This is a genomic window from Coprococcus sp. OM06-34AC, assembly GCF_003462545.1.
Lineage (GTDB): Bacteria > Bacillota > Clostridia > Lachnospirales > Lachnospiraceae > Coprococcus > Coprococcus aceti.
In genome coordinates this window covers 426,993-453,521 of record NZ_QTZF01000002.1, presented here as the reverse complement: position 1 = coordinate 453,521, position 26,529 = coordinate 426,993, and the positions used below count along the sequence as shown (strand labels likewise).

At 44.3% G+C, this 26,529-nt stretch carries 25 protein-coding genes; 16 read left to right on the top strand and 9 right to left on the bottom strand.

The window, feature by feature from the left end:
• The first annotated feature begins 144 nt into the window (after positions 1-144).
• Entirely contained in the window at positions 145-1,062 is a 918-nt protein-coding gene (locus tag DXB91_RS05225; RefSeq protein WP_118016991.1) for a hypothetical protein, read from the top strand.
• Positions 1,063-1,160: 98 nt separating this feature from the next.
• Here the strand turns inward: DXB91_RS05225 and DXB91_RS05220 are convergent, their stop codons facing one another.
• Complete coding sequence (locus tag DXB91_RS05220; protein ID WP_118016990.1) at positions 1,161-2,435, bottom strand: transglutaminase domain-containing protein; 1,275 nt, start codon at positions 2,433-2,435, stop codon at positions 1,161-1,163.
• A 174-nt stretch (positions 2,436-2,609) separates the two neighbouring features.
• On the opposite strand from DXB91_RS05220, the gene DXB91_RS14265 reads away from it, so the two are divergent.
• Positions 2,610-2,786, top strand: coding sequence for a DUF6472 family protein (locus DXB91_RS14265; protein ID WP_165852774.1), 177 nt, complete (start codon positions 2,610-2,612; stop codon positions 2,784-2,786).
• Positions 2,787-2,853: 67 nt separating this feature from the next.
• On the opposite strand, the gene DXB91_RS05215 is transcribed toward DXB91_RS14265, so the two are convergent.
• Positions 2,854-4,686: an ABC-F family ATP-binding cassette domain-containing protein gene (locus DXB91_RS05215; protein ID WP_055222319.1), complete on the bottom strand. Its 1,833-nt coding sequence runs from the start codon at positions 4,684-4,686 to the stop codon at positions 2,854-2,856.
• 377 nt (positions 4,687-5,063) lie between these two features.
• Here DXB91_RS05215 and DXB91_RS05210 point away from each other — a divergent pair, with 377 nt between their 5' ends.
• The 3 genes from DXB91_RS05210 (at position 5,064) to udp (ending at position 6,524) form a co-directional block, all read left to right on the top strand.
• Positions 5,064-5,309, top strand: a complete 246-nt coding sequence (locus DXB91_RS05210) for an HPr family phosphocarrier protein (protein WP_243003523.1) — start codon at positions 5,064-5,066, stop codon at positions 5,307-5,309.
• A 118-nt stretch (positions 5,310-5,427) separates the two neighbouring features.
• Positions 5,428-5,661, top strand: coding sequence for an HPr family phosphocarrier protein (locus tag DXB91_RS05205; protein WP_117550059.1), 234 nt, complete (start codon positions 5,428-5,430; stop codon positions 5,659-5,661).
• Between the two features lie 95 nt (positions 5,662-5,756).
• Complete coding sequence (gene udp, locus DXB91_RS05200) at positions 5,757-6,524, top strand: uridine phosphorylase (protein WP_442872007.1); 768 nt, start codon at positions 5,757-5,759, stop codon at positions 6,522-6,524.
• Here the strand turns inward: udp and DXB91_RS05195 are convergent.
• The 3 genes from DXB91_RS05195 to DXB91_RS05185 form a co-directional block, all read right to left on the bottom strand.
• Positions 6,514-7,080, bottom strand: coding sequence for a TIGR00730 family Rossman fold protein (locus tag DXB91_RS05195; RefSeq protein WP_118016987.1), 567 nt, complete (start codon positions 7,078-7,080; stop codon positions 6,514-6,516). The genes udp and DXB91_RS05195 overlap by 11 nt on opposite strands.
• Before the next feature lie 186 nt (positions 7,081-7,266).
• Positions 7,267-8,310 (bottom strand): hypothetical protein, encoded by a 1,044-nt coding sequence (locus tag DXB91_RS05190; RefSeq protein WP_117550065.1) that lies wholly within the window; start codon positions 8,308-8,310, stop codon positions 7,267-7,269.
• A 39-nt stretch (positions 8,311-8,349) separates the two neighbouring features.
• The gene (locus tag DXB91_RS05185) at positions 8,350-8,601 is read right to left on the bottom strand and encodes an acyl carrier protein (protein ID WP_015534536.1); all 252 of its coding nucleotides are present in this window, start codon (positions 8,599-8,601) and stop codon (positions 8,350-8,352) included.
• 257 nt (positions 8,602-8,858) lie between these two features.
• On the opposite strand from DXB91_RS05185, the gene DXB91_RS05180 reads away from it, so the two are divergent.
• From DXB91_RS05180 to DXB91_RS05170, 3 genes are all read left to right on the top strand, one after another.
• Positions 8,859-9,812, top strand: a complete 954-nt coding sequence (locus tag DXB91_RS05180) for a D-2-hydroxyacid dehydrogenase (protein WP_118016986.1) — start codon at positions 8,859-8,861, stop codon at positions 9,810-9,812.
• 62 nt (positions 9,813-9,874) lie between these two features.
• Positions 9,875-10,675: a DNA alkylation repair protein gene (locus tag DXB91_RS05175; protein WP_015534538.1), complete on the top strand. Its 801-nt coding sequence runs from the start codon at positions 9,875-9,877 to the stop codon at positions 10,673-10,675.
• A gap of 39 nt (positions 10,676-10,714) precedes the next feature.
• On the top strand, positions 10,715-11,734 hold the full coding sequence (locus DXB91_RS05170) for a PTS transporter subunit EIIB (protein WP_118016985.1): 1,020 nt from the start codon (positions 10,715-10,717) through the stop codon (positions 11,732-11,734).
• A 20-nt stretch (positions 11,735-11,754) separates the two neighbouring features.
• Here the strand turns inward: DXB91_RS05170 and DXB91_RS05165 are convergent, their stop codons facing one another.
• Complete coding sequence (locus tag DXB91_RS05165) at positions 11,755-12,288, bottom strand: TetR/AcrR family transcriptional regulator (RefSeq protein WP_022215975.1); 534 nt, start codon at positions 12,286-12,288, stop codon at positions 11,755-11,757.
• A 313-nt stretch (positions 12,289-12,601) separates the two neighbouring features.
• Here DXB91_RS05165 and glgB point away from each other — a divergent pair, with 313 nt between their 5' ends.
• Together glgB and DXB91_RS05155 are read left to right on the top strand one after the other, a co-directional pair.
• Positions 12,602-14,479 carry a 1,4-alpha-glucan branching protein GlgB gene (gene glgB, locus DXB91_RS05160; protein ID WP_118016984.1) on the top strand — a complete coding sequence of 626 codons (1,878 nt, stop codon included), beginning with the start codon at positions 12,602-12,604 and terminating at the stop codon, positions 14,477-14,479.
• A 12-nt stretch (positions 14,480-14,491) separates the two neighbouring features.
• A complete protein-coding gene (locus tag DXB91_RS05155) occupies positions 14,492-16,051 on the top strand; it encodes an ABC-F family ATP-binding cassette domain-containing protein (protein ID WP_118016983.1) in 1,560 nt (519 codons plus the stop codon).
• 60 nt (positions 16,052-16,111) lie between these two features.
• Here DXB91_RS05155 and DXB91_RS05150 read toward each other — a convergent pair whose 3' ends face one another.
• Entirely contained in the window at positions 16,112-17,386 is a 1,275-nt protein-coding gene (locus DXB91_RS05150; RefSeq protein ID WP_118016982.1) for an ATP-binding protein, read from the bottom strand.
• A gap of 335 nt (positions 17,387-17,721) precedes the next feature.
• On the opposite strand from DXB91_RS05150, the gene DXB91_RS05145 reads away from it, so the two are divergent.
• The 4 genes from DXB91_RS05145 to DXB91_RS05130 all read left to right on the top strand — a co-directional run bounded on the left by DXB91_RS05145 (position 17,722) and on the right by DXB91_RS05130 (position 22,043).
• The gene (locus tag DXB91_RS05145; RefSeq protein WP_118016981.1) at positions 17,722-19,599 is read left to right on the top strand and encodes a bifunctional homocysteine S-methyltransferase/methylenetetrahydrofolate reductase; all 1,878 of its coding nucleotides are present in this window, start codon (positions 17,722-17,724) and stop codon (positions 19,597-19,599) included.
• A gap of 140 nt (positions 19,600-19,739) precedes the next feature.
• Complete coding sequence (locus DXB91_RS05140; protein WP_022215972.1) at positions 19,740-20,909, top strand: NAD(P)-dependent malic enzyme; 1,170 nt, start codon at positions 19,740-19,742, stop codon at positions 20,907-20,909.
• A 154-nt stretch (positions 20,910-21,063) separates the two neighbouring features.
• Positions 21,064-21,363, top strand: coding sequence for a helix-turn-helix domain-containing protein (locus DXB91_RS05135; protein WP_022215971.1), 300 nt, complete (start codon positions 21,064-21,066; stop codon positions 21,361-21,363).
• Positions 21,357-22,043 carry a LytTR family transcriptional regulator DNA-binding domain-containing protein gene (locus DXB91_RS05130; protein ID WP_055272066.1) on the top strand — a complete coding sequence of 229 codons (687 nt, stop codon included), beginning with the start codon at positions 21,357-21,359 and terminating at the stop codon, positions 22,041-22,043. Before DXB91_RS05135 ends, DXB91_RS05130 begins: the two co-directional genes overlap by 7 nt.
• 11 nt (positions 22,044-22,054) lie before the next feature.
• On the opposite strand, the gene DXB91_RS05125 is transcribed toward DXB91_RS05130, so the two are convergent.
• The gene (locus tag DXB91_RS05125; RefSeq protein ID WP_117550071.1) at positions 22,055-22,834 is read right to left on the bottom strand and encodes a YlmH/Sll1252 family protein; all 780 of its coding nucleotides are present in this window, start codon (positions 22,832-22,834) and stop codon (positions 22,055-22,057) included.
• 529 nt (positions 22,835-23,363) lie between these two features.
• Positions 23,364-24,191 carry a hypothetical protein gene (locus DXB91_RS05115; protein WP_015534547.1) on the bottom strand — a complete coding sequence of 276 codons (828 nt, stop codon included), beginning with the start codon at positions 24,189-24,191 and terminating at the stop codon, positions 23,364-23,366.
• Positions 24,192-24,309: 118 nt separating this feature from the next.
• Here DXB91_RS05115 and DXB91_RS05110 point away from each other — a divergent pair, with 118 nt between their 5' ends.
• The gene (locus tag DXB91_RS05110; RefSeq protein WP_117550073.1) at positions 24,310-24,894 is read left to right on the top strand and encodes a helix-turn-helix domain-containing protein; all 585 of its coding nucleotides are present in this window, start codon (positions 24,310-24,312) and stop codon (positions 24,892-24,894) included.
• Between the two features lie 186 nt (positions 24,895-25,080).
• A complete protein-coding gene (locus tag DXB91_RS05105) occupies positions 25,081-26,091 on the top strand; it encodes a LacI family DNA-binding transcriptional regulator (RefSeq protein WP_022217055.1) in 1,011 nt (336 codons plus the stop codon).
• Positions 26,092-26,529: the final 438 nt, after the last annotated feature.

Sequence of the window (26,529 nt, the reverse complement as noted above, 5' to 3'; positions counted from 1 at the left end):
TAATACTCCTTTCAGGTAAGTCTTCATTGAATTATCTCACTTATTTACAACTATTGCAATCCGAAATGATTGTATGGGTGTAAAATATTATGTATAATGTACTGAGAATAAAGTTAAGACAAATGTTTTAGGAGGTAATATAAATTGGCAGACAGACAGGATATGGGGCAGAATAAAGGGAGCGCAGGAGCTCATAAGGGAACTGTGAGCCGTGCAACAACGAGCAGTGTGAAAAAGACACAGCCGGGCAAGGGAGTAGCGTCAGGCAGTCGGTCAGCATCAGGCAGCCGTCCTGTGTCGGGAAATCGTTCGGCATCGGGCAGCCACTTATCATCGGCGAGTCGTCCGAAAAGTGCAACTGCGCAGGACAAAAGGCGCACAAGTACGGGACGTCCACTTGAAAAGTCGGTGAAGTCCGTGTCTTCAGGAAGCAAGACCAGGAGACCGGCGAATAGCAGATCGTCAACAGGTTCCGGTAAAAAATCCGCGCAGAGCAGAAATAAAAAGAAGCGATATGAGCTGAATGCGAAAATGATGGCCGTGGCGGCTCTGGTGGTTGGAATAGTGCTTGCACTTGCGATCACGATGATCATGAGATCCAGCATGCTCAGGGTCAAGCAGATCCAGACGGATTATAATATGGGTGATATATTTGATATAACAAACTATATTGAGCCGGACAGCAATGATGCCAGGCTGGAATATGACAACTCAGAATTTGCACCGGATAAGCTTGGTAAGTACACCATCAAATATAAGGTCAGACGTGGAAAGTTAAGCAAGACAAAAAAGGCTGTGATAAATGTTGTTGACGAGGTAAATCCATATATAGACGGCCCGGACGAGATAGACGTTTCTATGGGAACGGATATAAACTGGAGTGATTATTACAATGTCACAGATGAGGATCCGGATGTGCAGGATTCGCTTAAAGCTTCTCAGGATGTGGACACAAGCAAGGAGAGAACCGTAACAGTGACTCTCACAGCGGAGGACTGGGCAGGCAACAAGGCGTCCAGACAGATCACCGTAAATGTACTCAAGAGTAACTTTGATGAGTAGGGTGTGAACGAAATAAAATATCTTGAAAAGTGACAGAAAAAAGCTCAATGCTGACGGGGATGAAATCCGAAAGCATTGAGCTTTTTGATTTTAGTATTTTATGAGATAGGCGGCTTTCTCAGCTCTGCATCCAGCTCTGAGTTGTCAACCACAGTTGTCTTGGTCTTTTTAACCTTTTCCTTTTTCTTCTTCGATCTGCTCTTGTGTATGTTCTTGATGAACATTACCACCAGAAGCAGGATAAGACCTATGCTTATGAGGACTACGGATAAACCGTATTTGTCCAGTATCTTGTCGATTATGTTGTAGCTTGACTTCTCCCACAGTCCATCCGCTTCAAGATCTGCCTGAACCTTTGAGAGGCAGTACTTTGTTCCGGTACACTTTGGTATACCCGGAAGTCTTGATGTGATGGCTGTAAGGTTGCTTGCCTGTTCGTCGGTTACATTGAAGTATGTATATGACAATGCCTCCTTACCTGTTGTGGTTATAGGATCGTCCAGACCGAGATTGATGAGATACCACTCTCCGCCGAGATAAACGGCATTCCATGCACAGTTGTTGATGTAACTCTCTTCTTTGAGCTGCTTCTGTGTGTCCATCGAGTCGTCCAGAAGATCTGAATTCTGTCCCTCAATGTACAGACATGGCACACCAACGTAATCCATAATGGCCTTGAAAGCCTTTGCATATCCGTAGGTGACTGCCGACTGATACTTGGAGTTGAACACGCCGTCTGCGGTGTATGCGTATATGTTGTCCTTGCTCTTGGATGTTGCATCTGAAGCATAATAAACTTTGTTGATGATCGAATTATGTATAAGATATACCTTCTCGTAATCCTTTGCGCTCTCATCCAGAGAAGCTGCATAATTCTTGACGGTCAGGTCAAAGTTGTTCTTGTATATGGAACGTGTATCTCCGTTGGCATACAGTGAATAGCACTCAATGGTGAGAGCTGTATATCTGAGTTCTCCCGAGGATTCCTGCTTGCACTGATAGCTGTCGGACATCCAGAAATACTCAGGATGATCGGCGAGCACAGCGTTGACGATCTGATCCATTCCATCGTTGCCGATAACTTCCCAGTCTTTGTTGCTGACCGACAATGTAAATGCTGTGTAATATCCGCCATCCTGATAAGAAGCATTGGATGTCGACTCGTTGAATTTCTGAGCTGCATCGTTGATCTGATTGTAGACGGTTCTGTACGCACTGTTGTCAAACTGGTCATAGAAATAAGTTCTGCCATCTATGGTATCGGTTTTGTTACTGCTGTCCGTATCATCTGTATCCGCCGCCTTTGCGACATATGGAGAAAATGATAATATCATGGTAAGCGTAAGCAGCAGTACAAGAAATTTTTTCTTCATAACTGGAACACACTCCTTCTTTTGCTTATGCAAAGCCCCTTTATATACTTCCTTCAATAATAACACATTATGGTTATTATTGCCAGAGAAAATGGGTTAAAGCGGTTGGATTTTGCTTCGCATATGTGTATAATAGTAAAAACCTGATGGTTAACGGATGGAAGGAGGAAACACATGGCTTCCAGTTGCGATATGTGTGCACACTATGTGTACGATGACGAAGATGATTTTTATGAGTGCCTGGTGAATATGGATGAGGATGACTTTGCCAGATTTGTGGCAAGAGGCTACGACAATTGTCCGTATTTTCAGTTGGATGATGAATACAGGATAGTGAGACATCAGATGTGACGATTGAAGAAAAACGGGAGATGTGCAGCAGCGCGTCTCCCGTTTTTCTGGCAAATGATCAATGTGATCAGTTCTTTTCAAATGACTCCGCCAGCTCCGTGAGATACACATACCTCTCCAGAAGCTGATCCAGCTCTGATTCAAGCTGTTCCTTTTTCTGCGTGAGTTCGTTAAGCTTCACGAAATCTGACACAGAGTTGTTGATATCGGTCTCCGTCTGCTCTATCTCAGCTTCTTTCCGGGCGATGGTGTCCTCTATGGTGTCATATTCCCTCTGCTCATTGAAGGAGAACTTTTTCTTCACGGATGGATTCTGCGTTTTCTTTTTCTGGGCAGGTTCCTTGTCCGCTGTGCTGACACGCTCCGGCTTTGTCTGGGTATTTGCCCCTGCCGATGCGCTGTTGGCAAATGAACCGTGGGTCAGATAATAATCGGTATAACCGCCCTCAAACTGTGAGATACCGCCGCAGCCGTCAAACACCAGAAGCTTTCTTATGACTCTGTCCAGAAAATATCTGTCGTGTGATACGACTATCAATATGCCCTGGAAGGAATCAAGATAGTCCTCAAGTATACACAGTGTGGAAATGTCCAGATCGTTGGTCGGCTCGTCAAGGATCAGTACATTTGGCGATGATACGAGAACCTTCAACAAATACAGTCTTCGCTTCTCGCCTCCTGAGAGCTTCTCTATGCGCTGGTGCTGCAGAGTGCCGTCAAATAAAAATCTCTCACACATGGTGGATGCTGACATGAGACCTTCGGTGGTCTGGATATACTCTGCGGTTTCTTTGACGTAGTCGAGTACCTTCATGTTGGGATCCAAGGCTTCATTTTCCTGAGAGAAATATCCTATCCTTACGGTGTCTCCGATCTCTATGGTTCCGCTGTCCGGCTTGGTGACACCGGTTATGAGCTTCATGAGCGTTGTCTTGCCACAGCCGTTTGGGCCAACAACACCTATCCTGTCAGTCCTCAGGAAGTTGTATGAGAAGTCCGTTATGACCGGACTTGGTCTGCCCGGCCAGGTCTTGGCTATATGGGAGAGCTCTATTGTTTTGTTTCCCAGCCGGCTCGCGATTGAGCTCATGGTAACCGACTGAGTTTCCTTTATAAGCTCCTCACTTGCAAGCTTCTCATATCTCTGGATATGGGCTTTTTGCTTTGTGCTTCTGGCTCTAGCACCTCTCTGCATCCATGCGATCTCCTTGCGCAGGATATTCTGATGTTTGTTCTGAGTGGCAAGTGCGATGTTCTCACGCTCTGCCTTCAGCATGAGATAGCCTTCGTAGTTGGTATTGTAGCTGTAGGTTTTGCCTTTGTCGATCTCTACTATGCGGTTGCACACCTTGTCAAGAAAGTATCTGTCGTGGGTGACCATGACCAGAGCGCCCTTGTAGTTGTTAAGGTAATCCTCCAGATATTCTGTCATATCGTTGTCGAGGTGGTTGGTGGGCTCGTCCAGAACAAGAATGTCACATCTTGACAGCAGTGCCGCAGCCAGAGCGACCTTTTTTCGCTGACCTCCTGAAAGTGTGCTCACCATGAGGCTGGTGTCGTCAAATCCAAGACGGTGAAGAAATGCCTTGGCATCACCCTCTATGCTCCATTTGTTCTCCTCGTCGACATTTGCAGTGATGACATAGTCGTATATGCTGACCTTCTCTGCGAAGTCGGGGGTCTGTGGAAGATATTTTATGACCACGTTGTTTCCCTTTGACAACTGTCCTGAATCACATTCGTCTATGCCGGCTATGATCTTGAGGAGTGTTGATTTACCCGTGCCGTTTACGCCTATGACACCGATCTTTTCTCCTGAATTTACTGAGAAGTCTGCGTCATCGAACAGAATCTTGTCAGTGTATGCTTTTGAAAATCCTTTTATTGTAAGTAGGTTCATATATGTTCTTATGGGGCTTTGTGCCCGCCCTTTCGTCAAAATGAGCCGTGAAAACGGCTTTGCATGTAAGTATTATTGTAATTGGGGAGAATTGACGAGTCAAGAAGCATATCATAATAGAAATACCATTTGAGAATAATTAAAAATAGACGAAAATATATAAGACCATGATCTCCACCCGACAGTATATTTGTAAAAAAACATTCCTGAATTTATACAACATGACTAAAAAGTAACCTTAAAAGGCGTTTTAGGTTAATAAAAACAAGCCATTTGCACAAATTGGTTTACAAAATTACAATTTTGTAATTTGCAAATTATTCCAAAAAGTAGTATAAATTGAACATTGATTACGGACAGGAATGGAGGTAATTATCATGGAATCAACAGATATCAAGGTTAAGCTCAATTCGGTAGAGCAGGTAAGACAGTTTGTAGAGACAATGAGAAAATATGATGGAGACGTTGATGTATATTCAACCAACAGGAATTATCTTGTAGATGGCAAATCAATACTGGGAGTTTTCAGTCTTGGACTTGATCAGGAACTCACAGTAAGGTTCTATAACGGAGCGACAGAGTCGTTTATAAATACATTACAGCCATTTATGTTGGCTGCATAAGGAGTATTTATTACAATAATTTCCATAGCTAATTCGTGGTCTGTATGCATTGACACATTCGTTGATGGAGTGTTAGAATGTCCTTATAAATATTAAGAGATATTAGGGGGCGCAGCCAATGCAGATTACAGAGATGAAAGCTAAAGTTAACACTATGGATGACATCAAGAAGTTTGTTGCATACCTGAATCAGTTTCCAAATGATGTTGACGTTTCATCAGCTCAGTACGTCGTAGATGGAAAGTCAATCTTAGGTGTGTTCAGTTTAAATCTTGAAAAGCCACTTACAGTGAAATTTCATGGAGAAGTTGCACCAGAGCTTCAGGAAAAGCTTGATGAGTTTAAGTGCTAATTCTATAGGATACATAAGAAAGCTTAGAAAAGCAGGCTGCAGATTTTCTGCAAGCCTGCTTTTCCTATGCTGTGAGACAAGTGTCAGGAGGGATGATTATGATATACGAAGCGGATCAGGGGTTGGAATACCATATAAAGGTAAATGAGGATATGATAGGCCGGTATGTTATCATGCCGGGGGATCCGAAGAGATGTAAGGCGATAGCAGCATATCTCGAAGATGCGGAGCTGGTGGCGGACAGCAGGGAATTTGTCACGTATACAGGCTATCTGGATGGAGAGAAGGTCAGTGTCACGTCCACAGGTATAGGCGGCCCGTCGGCGGCCATAGCCATGCAGGAGCTGGTGCACGCCGGTGCCCACACTTTTATCAGGGTTGGAACCTGTGGCGGTATGCAGACTGAGATCGTAGGCGGAGACGTGGTGATCGCCACGGGAGCTGTCAGGATGGAGGGCACGTCAAGAGAGTATGCGCCTATAGAGTACCCTGCGGTTGCGGATATAGATGTGGTGAATGCGCTCAGAGAGTCAGCAGGAGCACTTGGAGTGACGGTACACACAGGTGTGGTTCAGAGCAAGGACTCATTTTATGGACAGCACTCGCCGGGAATCATGCCGGTTGGATATGAGCTTATGAACAAATGGGAAGCGTGGAAGAAGATGGGCTGCAAGGCCTCTGAGATGGAATCTGCTGCATTGTTCATAGTTGGAGCGTTCCTGCGGGTTAGGGTCGGTGCGTGCTTCCTTGTGGTGGCGAATCAGGAGAGGGCTGCAGCCGGTCTCCCGAATCCTGAGGTACACGACACCGATAAAGCCATACGTGTGGCTATTGAAGCTGTGAAGAAGCTTATCAGAACTTGAATACACGACCTATGTCTGTCTTGTAGCTTTCAAGATAGTCAAGGATCTCATCTGAATTATCCATGACGGTATATATCTCGTTGGTCGCAGGCGTCATAAAGCCTTTGTCCGACGTCTCTTTGAGCATGGACAGAAGATGATCGTAGAATCCGTTCTGATTGAAAATTACGATTGCTTTGCCGTGACGTCCGAGCTGCTTGAGCGTGAGGATCTCAAAGAATTCCTCGAGAGTGCCAATTCCGCCGGGCGTTATGATGAAAGCGTCTGCCTTATCTTCCATGATCTGTTTGCGCTCTCTCATGGTCTCAGTGGTTATCAGCTCGGAGACATTCTCAAACAGTATTCCATCAACATTAAAGAATGAAGGAGTGACGCCTATTATGGTGCCATTTTCTTCGTATACACCCCTTGCCACTGCGCCCATGAGCCCATTTGCTCCAGCGCCGTACACAAGAGTGTGGCCTCTTTTGGCGATTTCCCTTCCTAAATATTCTGTTTCTTCTATATAAGATCTGTCAATGTCGTTGCTTGACGCGCCGTATACACATACATTCATAAAAACCTCCAATGTGACAATGCCAGGTATTCCTGAACTGCCGTAAAAATCATTTATTAAACAGTATATAGAAGTAAATGATAATTTGGAAGAAATTATTTATAAAATAATGTAAAATCGCAAAAAAATGCGGAGCAGCCATAGGACTGCCCCGCAAAGGGAAAACATGAAAAGAATGATATGAGATTACAGAAGCTCAACAACTTTGCCCAGAACTGCGATCTCTTTTTCTTTTGCACCCATAAGGTACTTCTCAAATCTGTCCATACAGTCAACCTTGCCTGTGATGGAGGTCTTGATGAGAAGGTTTCTGGCGGTGAGCATGGTGTTCTCAACCTCCATATAATCATTCAGGATATCACCGTTGAATTCAATATATCTGTGATCCATCATGTACTTGAGTCTCTCCATCATGAGAACCTTGTGGTCATACAGGATGTGAAGAGCACGTATATCAAAGTCTGGGTCCTCTGCTGAAAGCTGCTTGCCGATCTGCTTCAGAACCGCATCGTAGACATCAACCCCAAATACTGTGTCCTTAAAACGATTCCTCATCATACGGAAGTGATTCTTGGTATCCTTTGACTCAAGGTACTCGATGAGGGTATCCTTGATATACTGTGTGTCGAGTTCGTAGTATGTATCAGCCAGATTCTTCTGGATCACGTATATTCCACGGCGTCCCTTGTAGTCGTCCTTGAAAATATGATCCTCCTGGGCTGTGATGGTGTCGTAGCCGTTTCTCACATCTGAGTATGATACTTTTGAGTAGGAATAATGCTCGCCAAATGTGAAATCTCCAACATAGAACTGCTGCTCCTCGTCGTCATATCCGTAGATGAAGAGCTCATGTGGGAATTTGTAGTCGGCACCGGAATCGCAGAGGATCTTAGCCTCGTCAAATACTCCGTATACATATCCGCCCAGATTGATGGTCTTCTTGATGAAAGTGAGAATATCTCCGCAGTAGCTCTCTACCTGCTCCTTTGTCATGAGAGAGAAGAGAAGATAAGGGCATTCCTTAAGTGAACTGCTTCCCGGCATCATATCTGCAAGAAGCATCTCATCTCCTGTGAAGATCTCTTCGATGTTGTAACATCTTAACTGTATATAATTGCTGAATATCCAATTCTTGGCTTTCTCGTCGTCCCCTATGATCGAGAAAAGTGTGGCATGCCACTGCCAGGATGTTATCATTGGATAGCTTATTGGCAAAATCTTTTTGCTCATGTGCTTATTACCTCCATTTCATATTAAGATTACGTGATGTTAGCTGACCTTGGCTGCTACAGCCTTGACTACATCGTTCATGTCATAGTAGAGGCCAAGTGCAAGCTCAGAATCATCAAATTCAATGTTAAAAGCCTGCTCAAGTCCGACGATGAACTGAATGATGGAAACGGAATTCACGCCATATTCGGTGGTGAGTTCTGCAGTCATGTCCAGCTTGCCCGCATCTATGTCTGGAAGAATATCAGAAAAAACCTCCAATACTTTTTTTGTTAATGTGTCTTTGTCCATTTCAAACCTCCCATTCGTTTTGATATGTTACCAATGCACGTTACTTATATTTTAATGTGTTTGACAGTATTTTTCAATAAAATTATTCAATCCGTACAGAAATATTTGTGCATTTTTGCGTTAAATGTTAAAATTACCGTGAAGTATATGGTGTAAAATATGGTATAGTTCAATAAAATATTATAATTTTTTTTGAAAGATCAGACAGTTGATGTAAAATATAGAACAACAATATACGATAAGGCAGGGTGATGGACATGAAGATAGTTGTTCTGGATGGATGTGCAGCGAATTCCGGCGATATTAGCTGGGACAGTATTGGCAAGTATGGCGAGCTGACGGTGTATGACAGAACCGACAGGTCAGAGGTGGTCTCAAGGATAGGCGATGCGCAGATCATAACAACGAACAAGACGGTGATAGACAGGGCTGTGATCGAGGCCTGTCCGAACCTCAGATATATAGGTGTGCTTGCCACCGGCTACAATGTGGTCGATGTGGAGGCGGCACATGAGCACGGCATAGTGGTTACAAATGTTCCGGCATACAGTACGGATGCTGTGGCGCAGTTTACATTTGCACTGCTTCTGGAACTGGCAAACAGGGTCGGGGCGCATGATGCGTCAGTGAAGGACGGTGGCTGGGTGAGAAGTAAGGATTTCTCCTACAGTGTGATGCCGACCATGGAGCTTGCGGGCAAGACTATGGGTATCATAGGCTATGGCAGTATAGGTATGAAGGTGGCTGAGATCGCACATGCATTTGGCATGAGGGTGCTGGTGAACAGCCGGACGAGGAAAGCCCTGCCGGATGGCGATTGGATAAGCTGGGCTGAGAGGGATGAATTGTTCGCACAGTCGGATGTGATAAGCATACACTGTCCTTTGTTCCCTGAGACGGAGGGAATGATAGACAGGAGTGCGATAGGCCGGATGAAGAAGACTACATTCATCATAAACACTGCCAGAGGCGGCTGCATAGTGGAGAAGGATCTGGCAGATGCCCTGAACGAGGAACGTATAGCTGGAGCCGCGGTGGATGTCATAGCACAGGAGCCTATGGCGGCGGACAATCCGCTTCTCACGGCAAAGAATGTGATCATAACACCCCATATCGCCTGGGCACCGAAGGAGGTCAGGGAGAGACTTCTCAATATAGCGGGTGGCAATATAGAGGCGTTTCTTAATGGAAAGCCTGTAAATACAGTATAAAAAGAATAAGATTAGCTATTGAGCAGAAATTTAGCTGTAAGAAGAAAGGATAGATCAGGAAGATGGAGAGCAGTTCTTTTGAGGATGTGAACAGACTGGTTAGGTCTGAACTGTATGAGCACATGGATCCGGAATTTGGCAAATATCTGGCCATGAACCTTCCGGGCTGTGGCAATATAATAGGTGTGAGGCTGGATGACCTGAAGGAGATAGCCAGACAGATAGCCGACATAAACTGGAAGGAGTATCTGAAGCATGCGCCGGATGATACGCTGGAGGATGTGGTCATTCAGGGGCTTGTCCTTGGATTCGCACAGGGCAAGCTGGAGGAGATACTTGCATATGCCGATGAATTTGTTCCCAAGATAGACAACTGGTGGGTGTGTGACTCGTTCTGCAGTACATTTGTGGCGGCATCCATGTACCCGGAGATAGTGTGGGAATTCATCATGAAGTATATGGGAGATTCCGAGCTGAATCCTGCGTGGAGAAAGAAGGAGGAGGCAGAGATTCCAGAGGGACAGGGAGGCATCGCAGTAGGAACCTGGCAGGATATGTCCGATGACTTCAGACTCAGGTTCGTGGCTATCATGCTGAAGTGCTACTTTGTGAATGACAAGTATATCGACAAATGCCTTTATGCATTTGAACATATGCAGGATGGCGGCTACTATGCAAAGGACGGTGTAGCCTTTGGCCTGGCGGAGAGCTATTTCGTGTTCCCGGACAAGACGATTGAGTACATAAAAGGTGCACAGTTTGACAGGCAGATTCTGGAGATGACTAAGAACAAGATAGAGAAGATATACAGGCTGCCAGAGGCGGATGTGAACAGGTTTGCGGAAGTTATAAATGAATATTAAAATTAAGAGAAGGACATTATATTTGCAGGAGGAATTCTTATGAGAAATTTGAATGCGGATATGGATGTCCTTTTTGCTTTGGCTGGGATCAATAATATTGAAAATGAGTTTATGGTGGCAATGGTGCTGGTGATTGTCTGTTTGGCGGCTGCGGTATGTCTGACCGTATGGATAAGAAAATACGTCAGGGGAAATGCTTCAGGCAGTCTGGAAGATAGTCAGGATGAGCGGGGGGACAGGGAGTATTCATCGGAGGACAACTACATCGATGGTGATGCTGTAGCCATTGCCATTGCTGGAGCTTTGGGAGGAACAGCAAATATTTACAGTCTGAGGAGCAGTGATACAAGACTTAGAGTTACGGTGAACAACGGGGCGCTGGTGGACAGGAGAAGACTGAAAGCCACAGGAGCTCTGGGAATACTGGCAAAGGGCAGGCAGGTGCAGGTATTCTATGAGGATCAGGTGGAAAGAATATGCCGAGAACTTGGAAGATATATAGATGGACACAGGAAAGATAATATTGAACAGGAGGCTGAGATCGATTATGAAAGAGTGCTTAAGAAGGTGTATGTGCCTGTTGAAGGTGATGTTGTGCGCGTATCTGATATACATTGCCTACAGAACCTGGGAGACGGGAGTGTTGGCTTGTGTGCGATTCGAGCCACACGGGGAGAGATCAGAGCGCCGTTTGACTGCAAGGCTGGATATAGTAAAGCCGGAGAAGGTCAGATAGAGTGTACATCTGAGGAAGGATACGTAGTCAGGATATATCTGATATCAGAGATCGACACCGGATGGCAGAGGACACAGAGCTATGTAGATATAAGACTTACATGTGGTGATGGCGAGAAGGTGCGAAAAGGAAGGCTGCTTGCAGAGTATCCATATGAGACGCTTGCTGGCAGAGGCGAAACTGTATATGCTGTGCTGGAGGTACATTCCGATGAAAATGCTGATACAGGTCATCCTGGTGGTATAGATAAAGGATATCAGCTTAAGATAAACAGGAGAGAGAAAGTGAATTATGAATATGTGGCATGCGAGCTTGTCGTCTGAAAAGCTCACATGCCATTTATTTACGCTCTGGTTGCCCTGTCTATGATTCCAGCAAGGGTATCTATGACCATAGCGGCATCCTGATCTTTGTATTTCAGGAAAGTATAAGCACAGCCTTGTACGAACATTGACACCTCAACATTCTTGGCAAGGTCATCTCTGAACTCGGGACGGACGTCATATATCTTTTCCTTGATGAGGGCGTCGAGCTTGTTGGTCAGGACTCCGTAGCTTCTATTGTCATCAGGAAAGAGTATGGAGAACAAATGTCCCTGGTTGATAAATGCGTTGCATAACTGCCTGCTTGCTTCTGCAGGATTGGTAAGCATATATTCTGGATTTGGAATGTCACCGATGAGGGACAGAAGAGCATCATTTTCGAGGTATTCCGACAGATCATATATATCCTGAAAATGCAGATAGAAAGTCTGCTTGCTGATATTGGCCTTTTCTGTGAGTTCCTTCACTGTGATCTTCTCCACAGGTTTGGTGGCACGCAGTTCGATAAATGCGCTGAATAAGCTGTTGCGTGTACGCTGAATCCTTCTGTCCATAAAAGCTCCTTTCTGATCATACAAAAGCTGTACGCGGGTAATGATTATAAATGGCTGTAAGCGCCCTGATGATGCTCTATGCATTATAATATAGAATACAACAAAAGAAAGATATAGTCAAAAAAACGTATATACATATTAAATCTAATTGTCAATAATTGTCTGGAGTAAATTATTTTACTTTTATCAAAAAACGAATATTCATATAGCGGATGTGCAACGGTATACTGAAGGTAATTTACTACAGTCAAGAAATGACTGCGAGGGCTTGGGTGATGAGACTTGAATATTAACCTTGTATGGAGGAAAAGTTATGGATTTGTATGAGTTTTATTCAGGAAGGTGCTTTGATGCTTATAATGAGCTCGGCGCACACGTTGTGAAGGAGAATGTGGGCAAGAGCAGGAGGAAGACCGTGACAGGCGTGGATTTTGTGACATATGCGCCGAATGCGGAGTCGGTGACGGTCACAGGTGAGTTCAATTCCTGGGGAGAGACCACCATGAAGAGGTGCTACGACGGCAGCTTTTTCAAGTGTTTTGTGCCGGGGGCAAAGGCTGGACAGATGTATAAATATAAGATATACCAGAGAGATGGATATTGTGTGGATCACTGTGATCCGTATGGATTCGGCATGGAGCTGAGACCGGCATTTGCATCTATAATAAGAGATATGGATGAGTATACATTTGGCGATGCAAGATGGATGAGGACACGGAATGAGTGCAAGGGTGGTCCGCTCAATGTGTATGAGATGCACATGGGCTCATGGCACTGCAAGCCGGTGTATGATGAGAATGGAAAACAGCTGACACCGGAAGAAGTCATTGAGACTGACCGAGTTGCTGAGGGCTGGTATACATACAGAGAGATAGCACCGATGCTTGTGGAATATCTGAAAGAGCAGGGCTACAATTATGTGGAGTTTATGCCGCTTTCGGAGCATCCATGTGATGAGTCATGGGGCTACCAGAATACCGGATTCTTCAGTCCGACGGCTAGATACGGAACGGCGGATGACTTGAAGTTCCTCATCGACACGCTTCACAAGAACGGCATAGGTGCCATCATGGACTATGTGCCTGTGCATTTTGCACTGGATGGATATGGACTTGCAAAGTATGACGGAACCAATCTGTATGAGCATCCGACCGATGATGTGGGCTACAGCGAGTGGGGTAGTAAGAATTTCATCCATTCCAAGGGAGAAGTTCAGACATTTCTCAAGAGTGCGGCGAATTACTGGCTCACAGAGTATCATTTTGATGGCCTAAGAATGGATGCCATCAGCAGGATAATCTACTGGATGGGCGACGAGTCTAGAGGTGTAAATGACAGGGCGGTCGAGTTTATAAAGGGGCTTAACCAGGGACTTAAGGACAGACACCCGTCATGTATTCTCTGCGCCGAGGATTCCACGGACTACAAGGGAACCACCAAGGAAGTCGGATACGGCGGACTGGGATTTGACTACAAATGGGATATGGGTTGGATGAATGACACATTGAATTTCTTCAGGACTCTGCCGTTTTGTAGAGGCGACCAGTATCACAAGCTGACATTCTCCATGATGTATTTTTATAATGAGAGATACATACTGCCACTCTCGCATGACGAGGTTGTGCATGGCAAGGCAACCATAGCCCAGAAGATGGCGGGATCATATGAAGAGAAATTCCCAAATGCAAAGGCGCTCTACGCCTACATGTATGCGCATCCGGGCAAGAAGCTTAACTTCATGGGTAACGAGATAGCCCAGCTAAGAGAGTGGGACGAGAAGCGTGAGCAGGACTGGGATATACTGAAATACCCGAACCACGATTCATTTAACAGATTTATAAAAGATTTGAATAAGCTCTATCTGAAAGAGCCTGCGCTGTCAGGGTGGGATGATGATCCTCACGGGTTTGACTGGATACTCTGTGGCAAAGAGCAGGATGTTGTATATATATTCCAGAGAGTTATTGAGGAAAATAAGATAGTAGTAGTCATGAACTTATCAGGAAATACATACAGGGATTATCACTTCAGATACGGCGAGGGCAATTCCATGAAAGTCCTCATGAACACGGACTGGAATAAATACGGTGGAAACACTAAAGACACCGTAAAGAGTATCAAGGGCGTATGCGGTGACTTCGGCTTTGATCTTCCGGCTCTGTCTGTAATGTATTTAAAGCCGGTGGATTAGTAAAAAGGAGAGATTATGATATTAGATGTAAGCAACCTTAGCCATGGATTTGGTGACAGGGCAATATTTGAAAATGTGTCATTCAGACTTCTGGCAGGCGAGCACATAGGGCTTGTCGGCGCAAATGGTGAAGGTAAATCAACCTTCATGAATATAGTGACGGGCAGTCTCATGCCGGATGAGGGTACAGTGACCTGGGCGAAGAATGTGAAAGTCGGATATCTGGATCAGCACACGGTCCTTGAGCCGGGCATGACCATAGGCGGAGTGCTGAGGGATGCGTTCTCCAGACTTTTCGATATGGAGAAGAGGATAAATGAGATATGTGACAAGCTGGCGGAGGTCACTGACGAGGATGAGATGAACAATCTTCTTGAGGAGATGGGACTTCTTCAGGATCTTCTGGACAGCCATGACTTCTATATAATAGATTCGAAGGTTGAGGAGGTTGCCAGAGCATTTGACCTGTTGCAGCTTGGACTGGACAAGGATGTAACTGAGCTGTCGGGCGGACAGAGAACCAAGGTTCTGCTGGCGAAGCTTCTGCTTGAAAAGCCGGAGATACTTCTGCTCGACGAGCCTACGAATTATCTTGATGCACACCATATAGAGTGGCTCAAGAGATACCTTCAGGAATACGAGAATGCGTTTATTCTTATATCCCATGACATTCCGTTCCTGAATTCAGTTGTAAATATCATATACCATATGGAGAATTGTCAGCTCAACAGATATGTTGGCGATTATGACAAGTTCCAGGAGGTGTATGCGGTGAAGAAATCCCAGCTTGAGGCTGCGTACAGAAAGCAGCAGCAGGAGATATCTGAGCTGAAGGATTTTGTGGCGAGAAATAAAGCCCGGGTTGCCACAAGAAATATGGCTATGTCCAGACAGAAGAAACTTGACAAGATGGATGTCATTCAGCTTGAGCGTGAGAAACCGAAGCCTGAGTTCAACTTCAAGGAAGCGAGGACCTCTGGTAAGGTCATATTCGAGACCGATGATCTGGTGATAGGTTACAGCAAGGACAAGCCACTTTCCAAACCGATGAATCTCCGTATGGAGCGCGGTGACAAGATAGCCATCACAGGAACGAATGGTATAGGAAAGACGACATTCCTGAAGAGCGTGCTTGGACTTATCCCGGCTATATCCGGTAAGGCACAGCTTGGTGACTATCTGCACATTGGATACTTTGAGCAGGAGGTCAAGCCAAGTGAGAATACATGCCTGCAGGAAATCTGGGAGGAATTCCCGGGATATACCCAGTATGAGGTGCGTGCAGCCCTGGCCAAATGCGGACTTACCACCAAGCATATCGAGAGCAAGGTGAAGGTCCTCTCGGGTGGCGAGCAGGCGAAGGTGAGACTTTGCAAGCTAATCAACACTGATACAAATGTGCTTCTGCTTGACGAGCCGACAAACCATCTTGACGTTGATGCCAAGGATGAATTGAAGCGTGCTCTTTCCGAGTATAAGGGGTCTATACTTCTGGTATGTCATGAGCCTGAATTTTATGATGGTCTTGTGACAGATGTGTGGAATCTGGAGCAGTACACGCTCCTTCAGTGAGATAAACAGGCTCTGCTTTGATTATTGTCAAGGCGAGCCTGTTTTTAATCTGTTCAAGAACTAATTTCTCAATGCTGTAATGGGAACAACAAATACACCATCAGACCTTTGATATGCTGCGTTAGATAATCCACATATAACACATAATGAATCCGGACCCATTCCGCCATTGGATTCAATTGCTTTTTTTATTTTTATAAGATTTTCGGCAGCAGCATCTATTTGGTTTGCACCCAGTTTTATTTCAAATCCACACCATTTTCCGTTGGGCAGTGCTATAACTGCATCCATCTCGTTGTTATTATAATCCTGATAATGATATAATTCTGCATCGAAGGATTCTGCATATATTTTTAAATCTCTTTCACATAATGCTTCGAATAAGAATCCTAGTGTATTCAAATCATTCAATAGCATTTCAGGGGTTGCATTTAGCAAGGCAGCTGCTAAGGATGGGTCTGACAAATGTCTCTTTTCGGCCTGTTTGATGCGGATGGGTGATCGAAGCTTCGCTTCAAAAGGCTTTTGATTATCCGTTAGGAAGAGTCTGTGAAAAACATCCAGATAGGCGGCAACGGTTTCTACATCAATATCTTCGTTGTCGATTTCTTTAATATCATTTTTAAGTTTGTTGTTTGTTACAGTTGTAGCCTCATTTCTTGCAAGTGAGCGGAGAAGTAATTCCATTTTGTGTTTATCTCTTTTTATTTCATCTATTCGATATACATCATCATCCAATACAGCCTGGATATATTGCTTAGGAAGATATGCTGCCTGTTTTAATGGCGCATCCTGATTGGCAGGCCAGCCGCCTCTTATAATAAAATCAATAAGCCTTGACAGATTAACTTCTCCTAATATTTGAGGTTCTATCTTGCCGTTGCATATATCTTTAAGCGAGACGCTTCCGCTGGAATTGCCACTTTCAAATAATGACATTGGATGCATTCTTAATTTTGCAATCCTTCCAGCACCACTATGCAATATTCCTTTGTGATTTGGTGTTGCAGATCCTGTCAATATAAATTGTCCTTTAGTGCCGTTTTGATCAACCTTAAATCGGACAGCATCCCATAGTTGTGGAACTTCCTGCCATTCATCGATCAATCTTGGCGTTTCACCATCCAAAACCAATGATGGACTTAGCTGTGCCAATTGTCTGTTTTGAAAATTCCCATCTGGATTGCCAATCATTATCTCGCTTTTGCAATGGTATGACGATGTCCATGTTTTCCCGCACCATTTAGGACCTTCTACGCATACTGCGCCAAATGCTTCTAAGTAATTATCTAATATATTGTCTAAAAGTCTTGGCTTGTAATCTTTTCTTTTCATATGCTATATGCTCTCCGTTCTTATATGTCACTAATATTATTGACCTGAGTAGTTATATATATTTATAAATTATGATAATATAATGCAAGGGATTTTGCAATCTCAATCCGATTAATTTTGCAATCTCAATCCGATGGATTTTACAATCCCAATCCGATAGATTTAATGATTTCAATCCAGTAATAATTGACTATGAAGATGTATTATATTATTCTATGTAGGATGGTTCACCGATGTAAAGCAATAAAGATGAGAGTGCGGACAGGGCTGAAGTTAACATGTAAGGATCGGACTTAGACACAGGTAGAAAAATAATATTAGGATGGAGATGTTAGATGAATATACTTGAGAGTTTAAAGGATAAATTACTTGTTGCAGACGGGGCATTTGGAACCTGTTATGTGGGAATGTACGGAGAGCAGGGAACTGTCGCTCCTGAGCTTGCAAACATGCGTCACCCGGAGCGGGTACTTGAGATCCATAAAGAGTATGTGAAGGCGGGAGCCGGGCTTATAAGGACAAATACATTTGCGGCAAATACAGCGAGCCTTGATGCTGACACGGATTATGTCATTTCAAATGTGCGTGCGGCGGTAAAGCTTGCGAAGCAGGCTGCGGAAGAAGATGTGGAAGCAGCAGATTGTGTCAGGACGAGTGATGCAGTTGTGACAGAAGCCGATGAATCTGGAACATATCGAAAAAAGGTGTCCGTTGCTGGAGATATAGGTCCGATACCTGCGGATGCCGGTCTCACGTTGAATGAAAGGGTGTCACAGTACAAGCTGCTGGGTGAGGCGATGCAGGACATGGGAGTGGATATCATCTGGTTTGAGACATTTCCTGAGTTCAATGTGCTCGAGCCTGTGGTGAAGCACCTGAAGGCAAGAAAGAACACGCCGGTCATGGTGTCGTTCTGCGTGAACCAGTTTGGGTACAGCAACTGTGGATTTTCGGCAAGGGCATTGCTCTCCCAGGTGGCAGGAAATCAGGACGTGGACTGTGTTGGATTCAACTGCGGAGTTGGTCCGTACCATATGCTTCAGCTTCTGAAAAAGCTGGATATAGACTGCGGAAAGCCTGTATCAGTCATGCCGAATGCGGGATACCCGAAGTTTACACAGAGCAGACTGGTGTTCAATGACAACAAAGAGGGATTCATAGATAAGATCCAGGACATAGCGGCGCTTGGTGCAGATATCATAGGAGGATGCTGCGGAACAAATCCTGAATACATACATCAGATCATGGAGCGGGTGAAAACCGGAGATATTGCAAAGGCTGCCAAGGTTCATGTTGAAAAGGTACAGGCTGACAGTGCTGTAAAGGACAATTTCCTCAAAGGACGTCTGGAGCGTGGCGGGGCAGCCACAAAAAATGCCGACGGACACAAGCACAAGCTGATTGCTGTGGAGCTGGCACCTCCGGTGGATGTCAACGATCAGAAGCTGCTTGATGCAGCCCATATACTTAAGCAGTCACATGTGGATGTGGTGACATTCCCTGATTCGCCATCGGGAAGAACCAGAGCGGATTCCATACTCATGGCGGAGAAAGTGCATAAGGAGACAGGACTCAGGGTCATGCCGCATCTGTGCTGCCGTGATAAGAATGCCATAGCCATAAGGGGAAGCGTGCTCGGTTCACAGCTTAATGGCATAAAGGATTTTCTTGTCATAACAGGTGATCCGGTTCCGGTCATGTTCAGACAGACGACCAGGAGCGTGTTCAACTTTGATTCAGTCGGAATGATGAAGCTGCTGCAGTCTATGAACGAAGAGGTGTTCAGCGGGGATAAGATCACCTACGGCGGAGCGATCAACCAGAACAGACTTAACACAAAGTTTGAGATAGACAGAATAAAGAGAAAGATGGAAGCCGGGGCTGAATTCTTTCTGACACAGCCGGTGTTCTCCAGAGAGCAGGCGCAGATCCTCAGAGACATGAAGGCTGAGACCGGCGCGACAATACTTGTGGGAATCATGCCGCTTGTCAGCAGGAGAAATGCCTTGTTCATGAAAAATGAGATGTCAGGCATAGAGATCCCGGACGAGATCATAGAGAGATACAGTGAAAATGCCACAAGGCAGGAAGGCGAGGAGTGCGGCATACAGATTGCCAGAGATATACTTGAGTACACTTCGGATTTTGCAGATGGATATTACTTCTCGTTCCCATTCAACAGAGTACATATGCTGGCACATATCGTTGACTAAAATGTGAGTCAAGGTTATTATGGAATAAGCGGTGTTGCCGGGGAAAACAGGGATTCCGGAGCAGCGCTATATAGGAGAGGCGCTGTTATATATACAGTAGATAAAATACAGGATGCGCGGGTGCGCAGAAAGGAACAGACATGGATTACAATAGTTTAAGTCTTAAGATGCATGAGGAGCACAAGGGTAAGGTAGAGGTAGTGTCCAAGGTGGCAGTGAAGAACAGAGACGATCTGAGCACGGCTTACACACCGGGCGTTGCAGAGCCTTGCAGAAAGATCCGTGACAATAAGGCTGACGTATACAAATATACATGCAAGGGCAACATGGTTGCCGTGGTATCAGACGGAACAGCGGTTCTCGGCCTGGGAGATATAGGACCTGAGGCAGCTATACCTGTAATGGAAGGAAAGTCCATACTCTTCAAGGAGTTCGGCGGAGTTGACGCATTCCCTATCTGCCTTGACACAAAGGATGTGGATGAGATCGTTGAGACAGTAAAGCGCATTGCACCTGTATTTGGCGGAATCAATCTGGAGGATATATCAGCTCCAAGATGCTTCGAGATAGAGAAAAGACTTAAGGAAGAACTTGACATTCCTGTATTCCATGACGATCAGCATGGTACAGCTATCGTTGTGTCAGCAGGACTCATCAATGCGTTAAAGCTTGTCGGCAAGCCGTTTGACGAGGCAAATGTGGTTATCAACGGAGCAGGTTCTGCAGGTATATCAATATGTAAGCTTCTGCTTCAGCTCGGTATAGGCAATGTGGTTCTCGTGGACAGGCAGGGTGCTCTGTGTCCTGGACAGGACTGGATGAATCCGGCACAGGCAGAGATGGCAGAGATTACAAACAAGGACAGACAGACAGGTTCTCTTGCCGAGATAATGAAGGGTAAGGATGTATTTGTCGGAGTTTCAGCTCCAAATATCGTGACAGCAGAGATGGTTGCATCTATGGCAGCAGATCCTATAGTATTTGCCATGGCAAACCCTACACCTGAGATCATGCCTGAGGAAGCGGCAAAGGGCGGAGTAAGAGTAATGGCGACGGGCCGTTCGGATTATCCAAACCAGATTAATAACGTTCTAGTATTCCCGGGAATATTCAGAGGTGCCCTGGACGCCAAGGCAACAGGCATAACTGAAGAGATGAAGATGGCAGCAGCCAAGGCTATCGCATCCATTGTAACAGATGATGAGCTCAAGGAGGATTACATCATTCCTGGAGCATTTGACGAGAGAGTTGCTAAGGTGGTTGCCAAGGCTGTAGCTGACGAGGCAATAAAGCTTGGAATTACAAAATAAGAATAAAAATAAAGTTTTTCGAAATATTTAGTAAATAAGTGTACTAAAAATCGCATCTTATGTGGAAAGTCCGCATGGGATGCGGTTTTTTATTTTGTAATTTTATTGTAAAGTAATATTGTTGTCCACGGGGACGGATAGGGAGGAGAAAAAATTGAACAGTGTTATTATTGGGCAGAGAATAAAGGATGCCCGCAAGTCTATGAACCTCACACAGAAGGAGCTGGGGTATCTTATCTATGCAGATGGCAAATATATAAGCCGTCTTGAAAATGGCGGAAGTCTGCCGAGCCTGAAGCGGCTGGTGCTGCTGTCGAGGGTGCTTAACCGCACATGTGATTATTTCATATGGGATATCGATGTGATGGAGGAGGATGTGACTCCGAGGGAGGAAATCGTTATCCGGGATGAACAGGAGCGGAAGCTTCTGCAGCTTTGGAGGGAGATATGCTGAAGATTGCTGTGTACAGTGAGGAGAAAGTAATGAGCCCGTTGTTGCAGGAGTACATGGGTATATGGCAGAGAGATGCGGGATGTGTGTGCGCTGTGAGATATTATGACAATGTGCATGCGATCATGGTCGACATGGATCTTGAAGGAATTTACGATGTAGTGGTGGTGTATCGTTCCTGGGATGTGGCCGATGTCTTGAAAAAAGACCGCAGGGTAGGTAGTCTCGTGATGATAGCAGCAGGAATAAACCGGAGATTGTATGATATCCAACCGTGTTATATTCTGTATGAACCTGTTAATGCGGCAAATTTCAAAAAGGTGATGACGATGGCGGTTGAGGGGAGCCGGGATGAGAGAAGATTCACATTTGTATCCGGAAGGGTGAGATACAGTGTAGATACCCGGAGCATAATGTATTTTGAAAGCGAACTGCGTCGCATAAATCTGGTCACAACGGAACAAAAATATGTTTTTTATGGAAGTATTGGCGAGATGGAAAAGCGCATGAAGGTGGGCTACGGGGGATTTATCAGACCACATGAATCCTATCTTGTAAATCCGGATCATGTGAGCAGATGCACGGCTCATGAAATGATACTGACAAATGGTAAAAGTATACACATCAGCGCAACAAGACGCGCTGATGTGAAAAGATACTACAGTGAACTGATCAATTGCTAGTTGTTAGAAGATCAAATATATCTGAGTAATTCTATGTTCAGTCTGCCCTTCCGGGTTGCGCTGCCTGTCTCGACAAATTCATATTTGCCATATCCACGTATTGAAAATACGTCGCCCGGTTTTAACTGGTAGCTGCTGTTTTCGTACAACCTGTTGTTTAGTGAAAATTTCTTTTCCCTGAACAACAGGGATGTGCTGCTTCTTGAAAGGCCTGTTATTGTGGCGGTCACTGCGTCCGCTCTTGCAGATGCTGCGATTATGTGCAGAGGTTCCTTTTTTATCTGTATCTCATCAGTATCCTGGGTGCTGCAAAAAGTACATTTTACATTTGTGTGCCTTATCTTTGTCAGATTTTCAGCGATATAATCGGCAACAGTGTCCACACAGAATATATAGGCATTGTTGTGCTTGCCAGAATGAGTGGATTCGGTGATCAGTATATCGCCCACCATCTCCCTCTCAATGCCAAGATTCATAAGTGCCCCAAGGAAATCCCTGTGGTTCAGATCGTCTGAGAATTTGTCCGAAACAGCGGAAACCTTCATGGTGCAGATGGGAAAAGCCGGTGCGTAGCCGCAGTCGGCTTCATTTCCAAAGGCGATCATAACGCGGTCGCAGGATTCCCTGCCTCCAAAGATGGTATATCCTGCAAATGACAACTGTTCAAGATTGCTGTAAAATACTTCCATGTCTGCAGCACTCAGAAAATTAGTATATGTATATCTGTTCTGGCGGAAGGCGGCATTTGCCAGATCCTTTAACCGCCCCTTTAGAATATCGTTTTCATTCATAGCATGTCCTCCGAGATCATTGACTTCTTACTATTATATTACAACACTCCGATCTTCGCCAACAGTCAAACGAATTTGACAGCTTTGCACGATAATCTGAAATTTATTGTTGCGAAAAGTGATCATAATGAACAATAAACCGTTCAAACGTGAATAAAACAATCATTTTGCATTCAAAAATCTTCTAAAAACTATTGAAATGCGCAACTGTTGATAAATTACCACAAAAAAAAGCCTTCGTTTTATAAATTTTTGCGTATTTACAATTTCAAAGTGTTTTGATAGTATATGGGCATAACAAGGAGATGAGTTGTGATCAACAAGCCTTCTGGTTATAAAAAGACAATCACTTATATTTTGATAGACGGAGGGTTCCCTTAGCACGAAATTCGTAGAAATCCCTTTATACGATGTAATGTAACCCCATAACCCCAAACCCCAAAACATAGGAATCCTCCACTCCCCCCTTCTTAACAGCCTGTCGCATAAACGACGGGCTGTTTTTATGTTCTGAAAAACAGGGGGGGATTTAGAGTTTCATATTGGATGCACTTATGGCGTTACCGAGTTCTGTGAGACTTTCCACGAAGGCTGCGTATTTGCATATGTCAGTCATCTTAGATTTTCTTTTACTATTTCCGAGAATGCTATAGATATAATCTCTTGACTGGTCGATTATATATGTTGGCGTTGTGTCGTGCTCGTTGTTGAATAACATGGATTTGAAGTTTTGAAAAAAAGAATAAATTTCATAATCTATAGAATTGTCATTCCGCTGCATGTATTCGAGAAGCATATCGATATAGCGCAAAGCTGAGTGTACGTACAGGATAGAGTTTTCGTTTATGTACAGTACGGTTTCCGGCACAAAGAAAGATGGATGTGCGAAACCTTTTATGCTGTGCAGGGCTTCCATTTTCTGGGTGGCTGACTGGTTGAACGAGTAACGGTTTTTGTATTGTTCAATGATAGAGAGCGTGTCCGCTGAATTATTTTTTGCTATTACGCGCCGTCTCTCGTTGATGTACAGTTTTAACTCCAATAGAAGAAAATATATATCCGGGGATGAAAAACGCTGCGAGTTTTTGATATACGGAAATGAACCTGTCATTCTTCTGAAAAATGAGTCTGCTGTGGCATAATTGTTTATTATGCTGATGGCTGCATCTACATTGAAATTCTGGACAAATTCCCTGGTTGCGGGCTGATACACTGTCTCGTTGTCAATGCGGGATACATAGGAACTAAGAAAGATTATCTTCTCTTCTGCGGTGAGTTCGTATCCGTTGAGGTTACAATAATTGATGGCGGAACAGGGGGCATCGGTTTGTGTTTCGGCATTGTTTAAGTCTGTCATAATGATCTCCTTTGTTTTTGTATGGATAAAAATGTAGCACTTTAACGCGATAAGTGGTAGGATATTTATGGATACAAAATTGTACAATCTGTATAAATGTATACAATGGAGGAGAGAGATGAATAGAAGGAGAACAAAAAAGGGGGTGTCGGATTCTACAGAAATGGTAGATACGATAGGCTTCAATATGCGGGATATCCGCAAAAACAGCAGATCTTCGAAGTATACGGTAAAGTATATGGTTGCGGAGATAAATAAGCTCCTGCCGGAGAATCATAAGATAACAGAAGGGCTATATTACAAGTGGGAGAATGAGGAGAGGCTTCCGACAGTGCGGCACATTCCGGCTATAGCTAGTGCTCTCGGTGTGTCTGAGACTGCACTTTTTCACTGGCAGGGTATGAAGAATGGAACTGTCAACAGCAAATATAGTCAACTGGTTGAGAGCGTTAAAGCACTTGGAGATGACAAGACGGCTGATATAGCCTGGCTTGCATCGGGTTGGTCAGGTGACCTTAAAGCTCTGGTTGAATTTGACATGCTGTATGCAAGTCTGTTTGCGGAGGACAGACGGGATGTGGCATCTCTTGGAATAAGATTATATGATGTGTGCAGGAAAGAGGGCAGACTGAATCCGGATGTGCCATCTGTGGATTTCTCTTATTTGCAGCAGGCTCTCAGGGATCTGTGGGCATCAAAGTAAGATATAATTGCACAAATAAAAAAATATCTTTGTTCTTTTTGACAAAATAGCCAACTTGACATGGTAAAAATCAAAAAATTCTTGACTTGTGCACAAAAAAAGCTATGATAATATTAAGGGCAACCGATTGCGCATGGAGCGTTGCGCAAATGCGGTGATACGTGCTGAACAAAAGGAGACTTGAATATGGAGACAAAAGAGTCAGGCCAGAAGATGACCATTTCTGATGTGGCTGAGGCGTTAAATATATCTAAGACTACAGTATCGAGAGCGATTTCCGGAAAGGGAAGGATCGGTGCCGAGACAAGGCGGAGAGTTCTCGAGTATATAGAGGAGCATAATTATAAGCCAAGCGTTATAGCGAAGGGGCTGGCACAGTCAAAATCCTATAATATAGGGTGGGTCATGCCGAGCGACTACAGCGTGGTGGATCTGCCATTCTTTCAGAAGTGCCTGATGGGATTGCTGGAGATGGCTGCGCCAGTGGATTATGATGTGCTTGTGTGTACAGTGTCACCGGATGATATGAGCCAGCTGGAGAGAATTGTTGAGAATCATAAGGTGGATGGGGTTGTACTTGGAAGAACTCTTGTGAATGATGCCCCGGCAGAATATCTCAAGGAAAAAAAGATACCATTTGTTGTGGTTGGAAGTATGGATGATGACAATGTTGTCCAGGTTGATCATGATCACAGAAGTGCATGCCGTGAGCTTACATCTATACTGCTTGCCAAAGGAATGACTAAGGTAGCCCTCATGGGTGGTAATAAGAATCATGTGGTAACCCTCAACAGGTATAGAGGATATCTTGATGCGATGGAGGATATGGAGGTACCGGTAGATAACAGCCTGGTATACTTTGATATAGATAATTCAGTATTATGTGAACATGCCATTGAAGAGATAATGAAGCAGAAAGCAGAATGCATACTGTGTATGGATGATGGAATATGCCAGAATGTACTTAATATATTGGATAAGAAGGGCATAAAGGTGCCAACTGATGTGAGAGTTGCGTCATTCTACAACAGCTCACTTCTGAACAATTACCAGCCTGCGATCACATCGCTCCAGTTTGATCCGCGTGAGCTTGGAATGGTAGCATGTAAACTGCTGGTGGATTTTATAGAGGGCAACGAAGTTAAGAAGAAGACACATCTGGGTTATGAACTCAGATTAAAAGAGTCAACGAAGTAATTCATAGTTATATATCCTTCCCAGAGGGGCGTCAGTGTTTGGCTGACGCCCTGTTTTTATGTGAAAAGAGCCAGAATATGCGCAACATGCGCAAAAAAATGATGCGCGACGGGCATGAAAATACACCATAGAATATTGCTGTTATAGCAATATTCTATGGTGTAACAAAGAGAAAAGTAATGAAAAAACGGCCTAAATGAGTGTAATAATGGCTGGAAAAGGAAATGAAACATGAAAATCTTACATATGGGATAGCAGATGATTAACAAATATTACCATATATAGTGTGCAACGCAAACGGGTGCGCAAAATATAACGAACATGGAAACGTTTCCAAACAAAGTGACTTGTGCAAAATGTATATTTTTTTTATTTTGAAAGTTATATGAATTAGTAGTTGACAACAATAAACAGAACTGATAATATATAACCATAAAG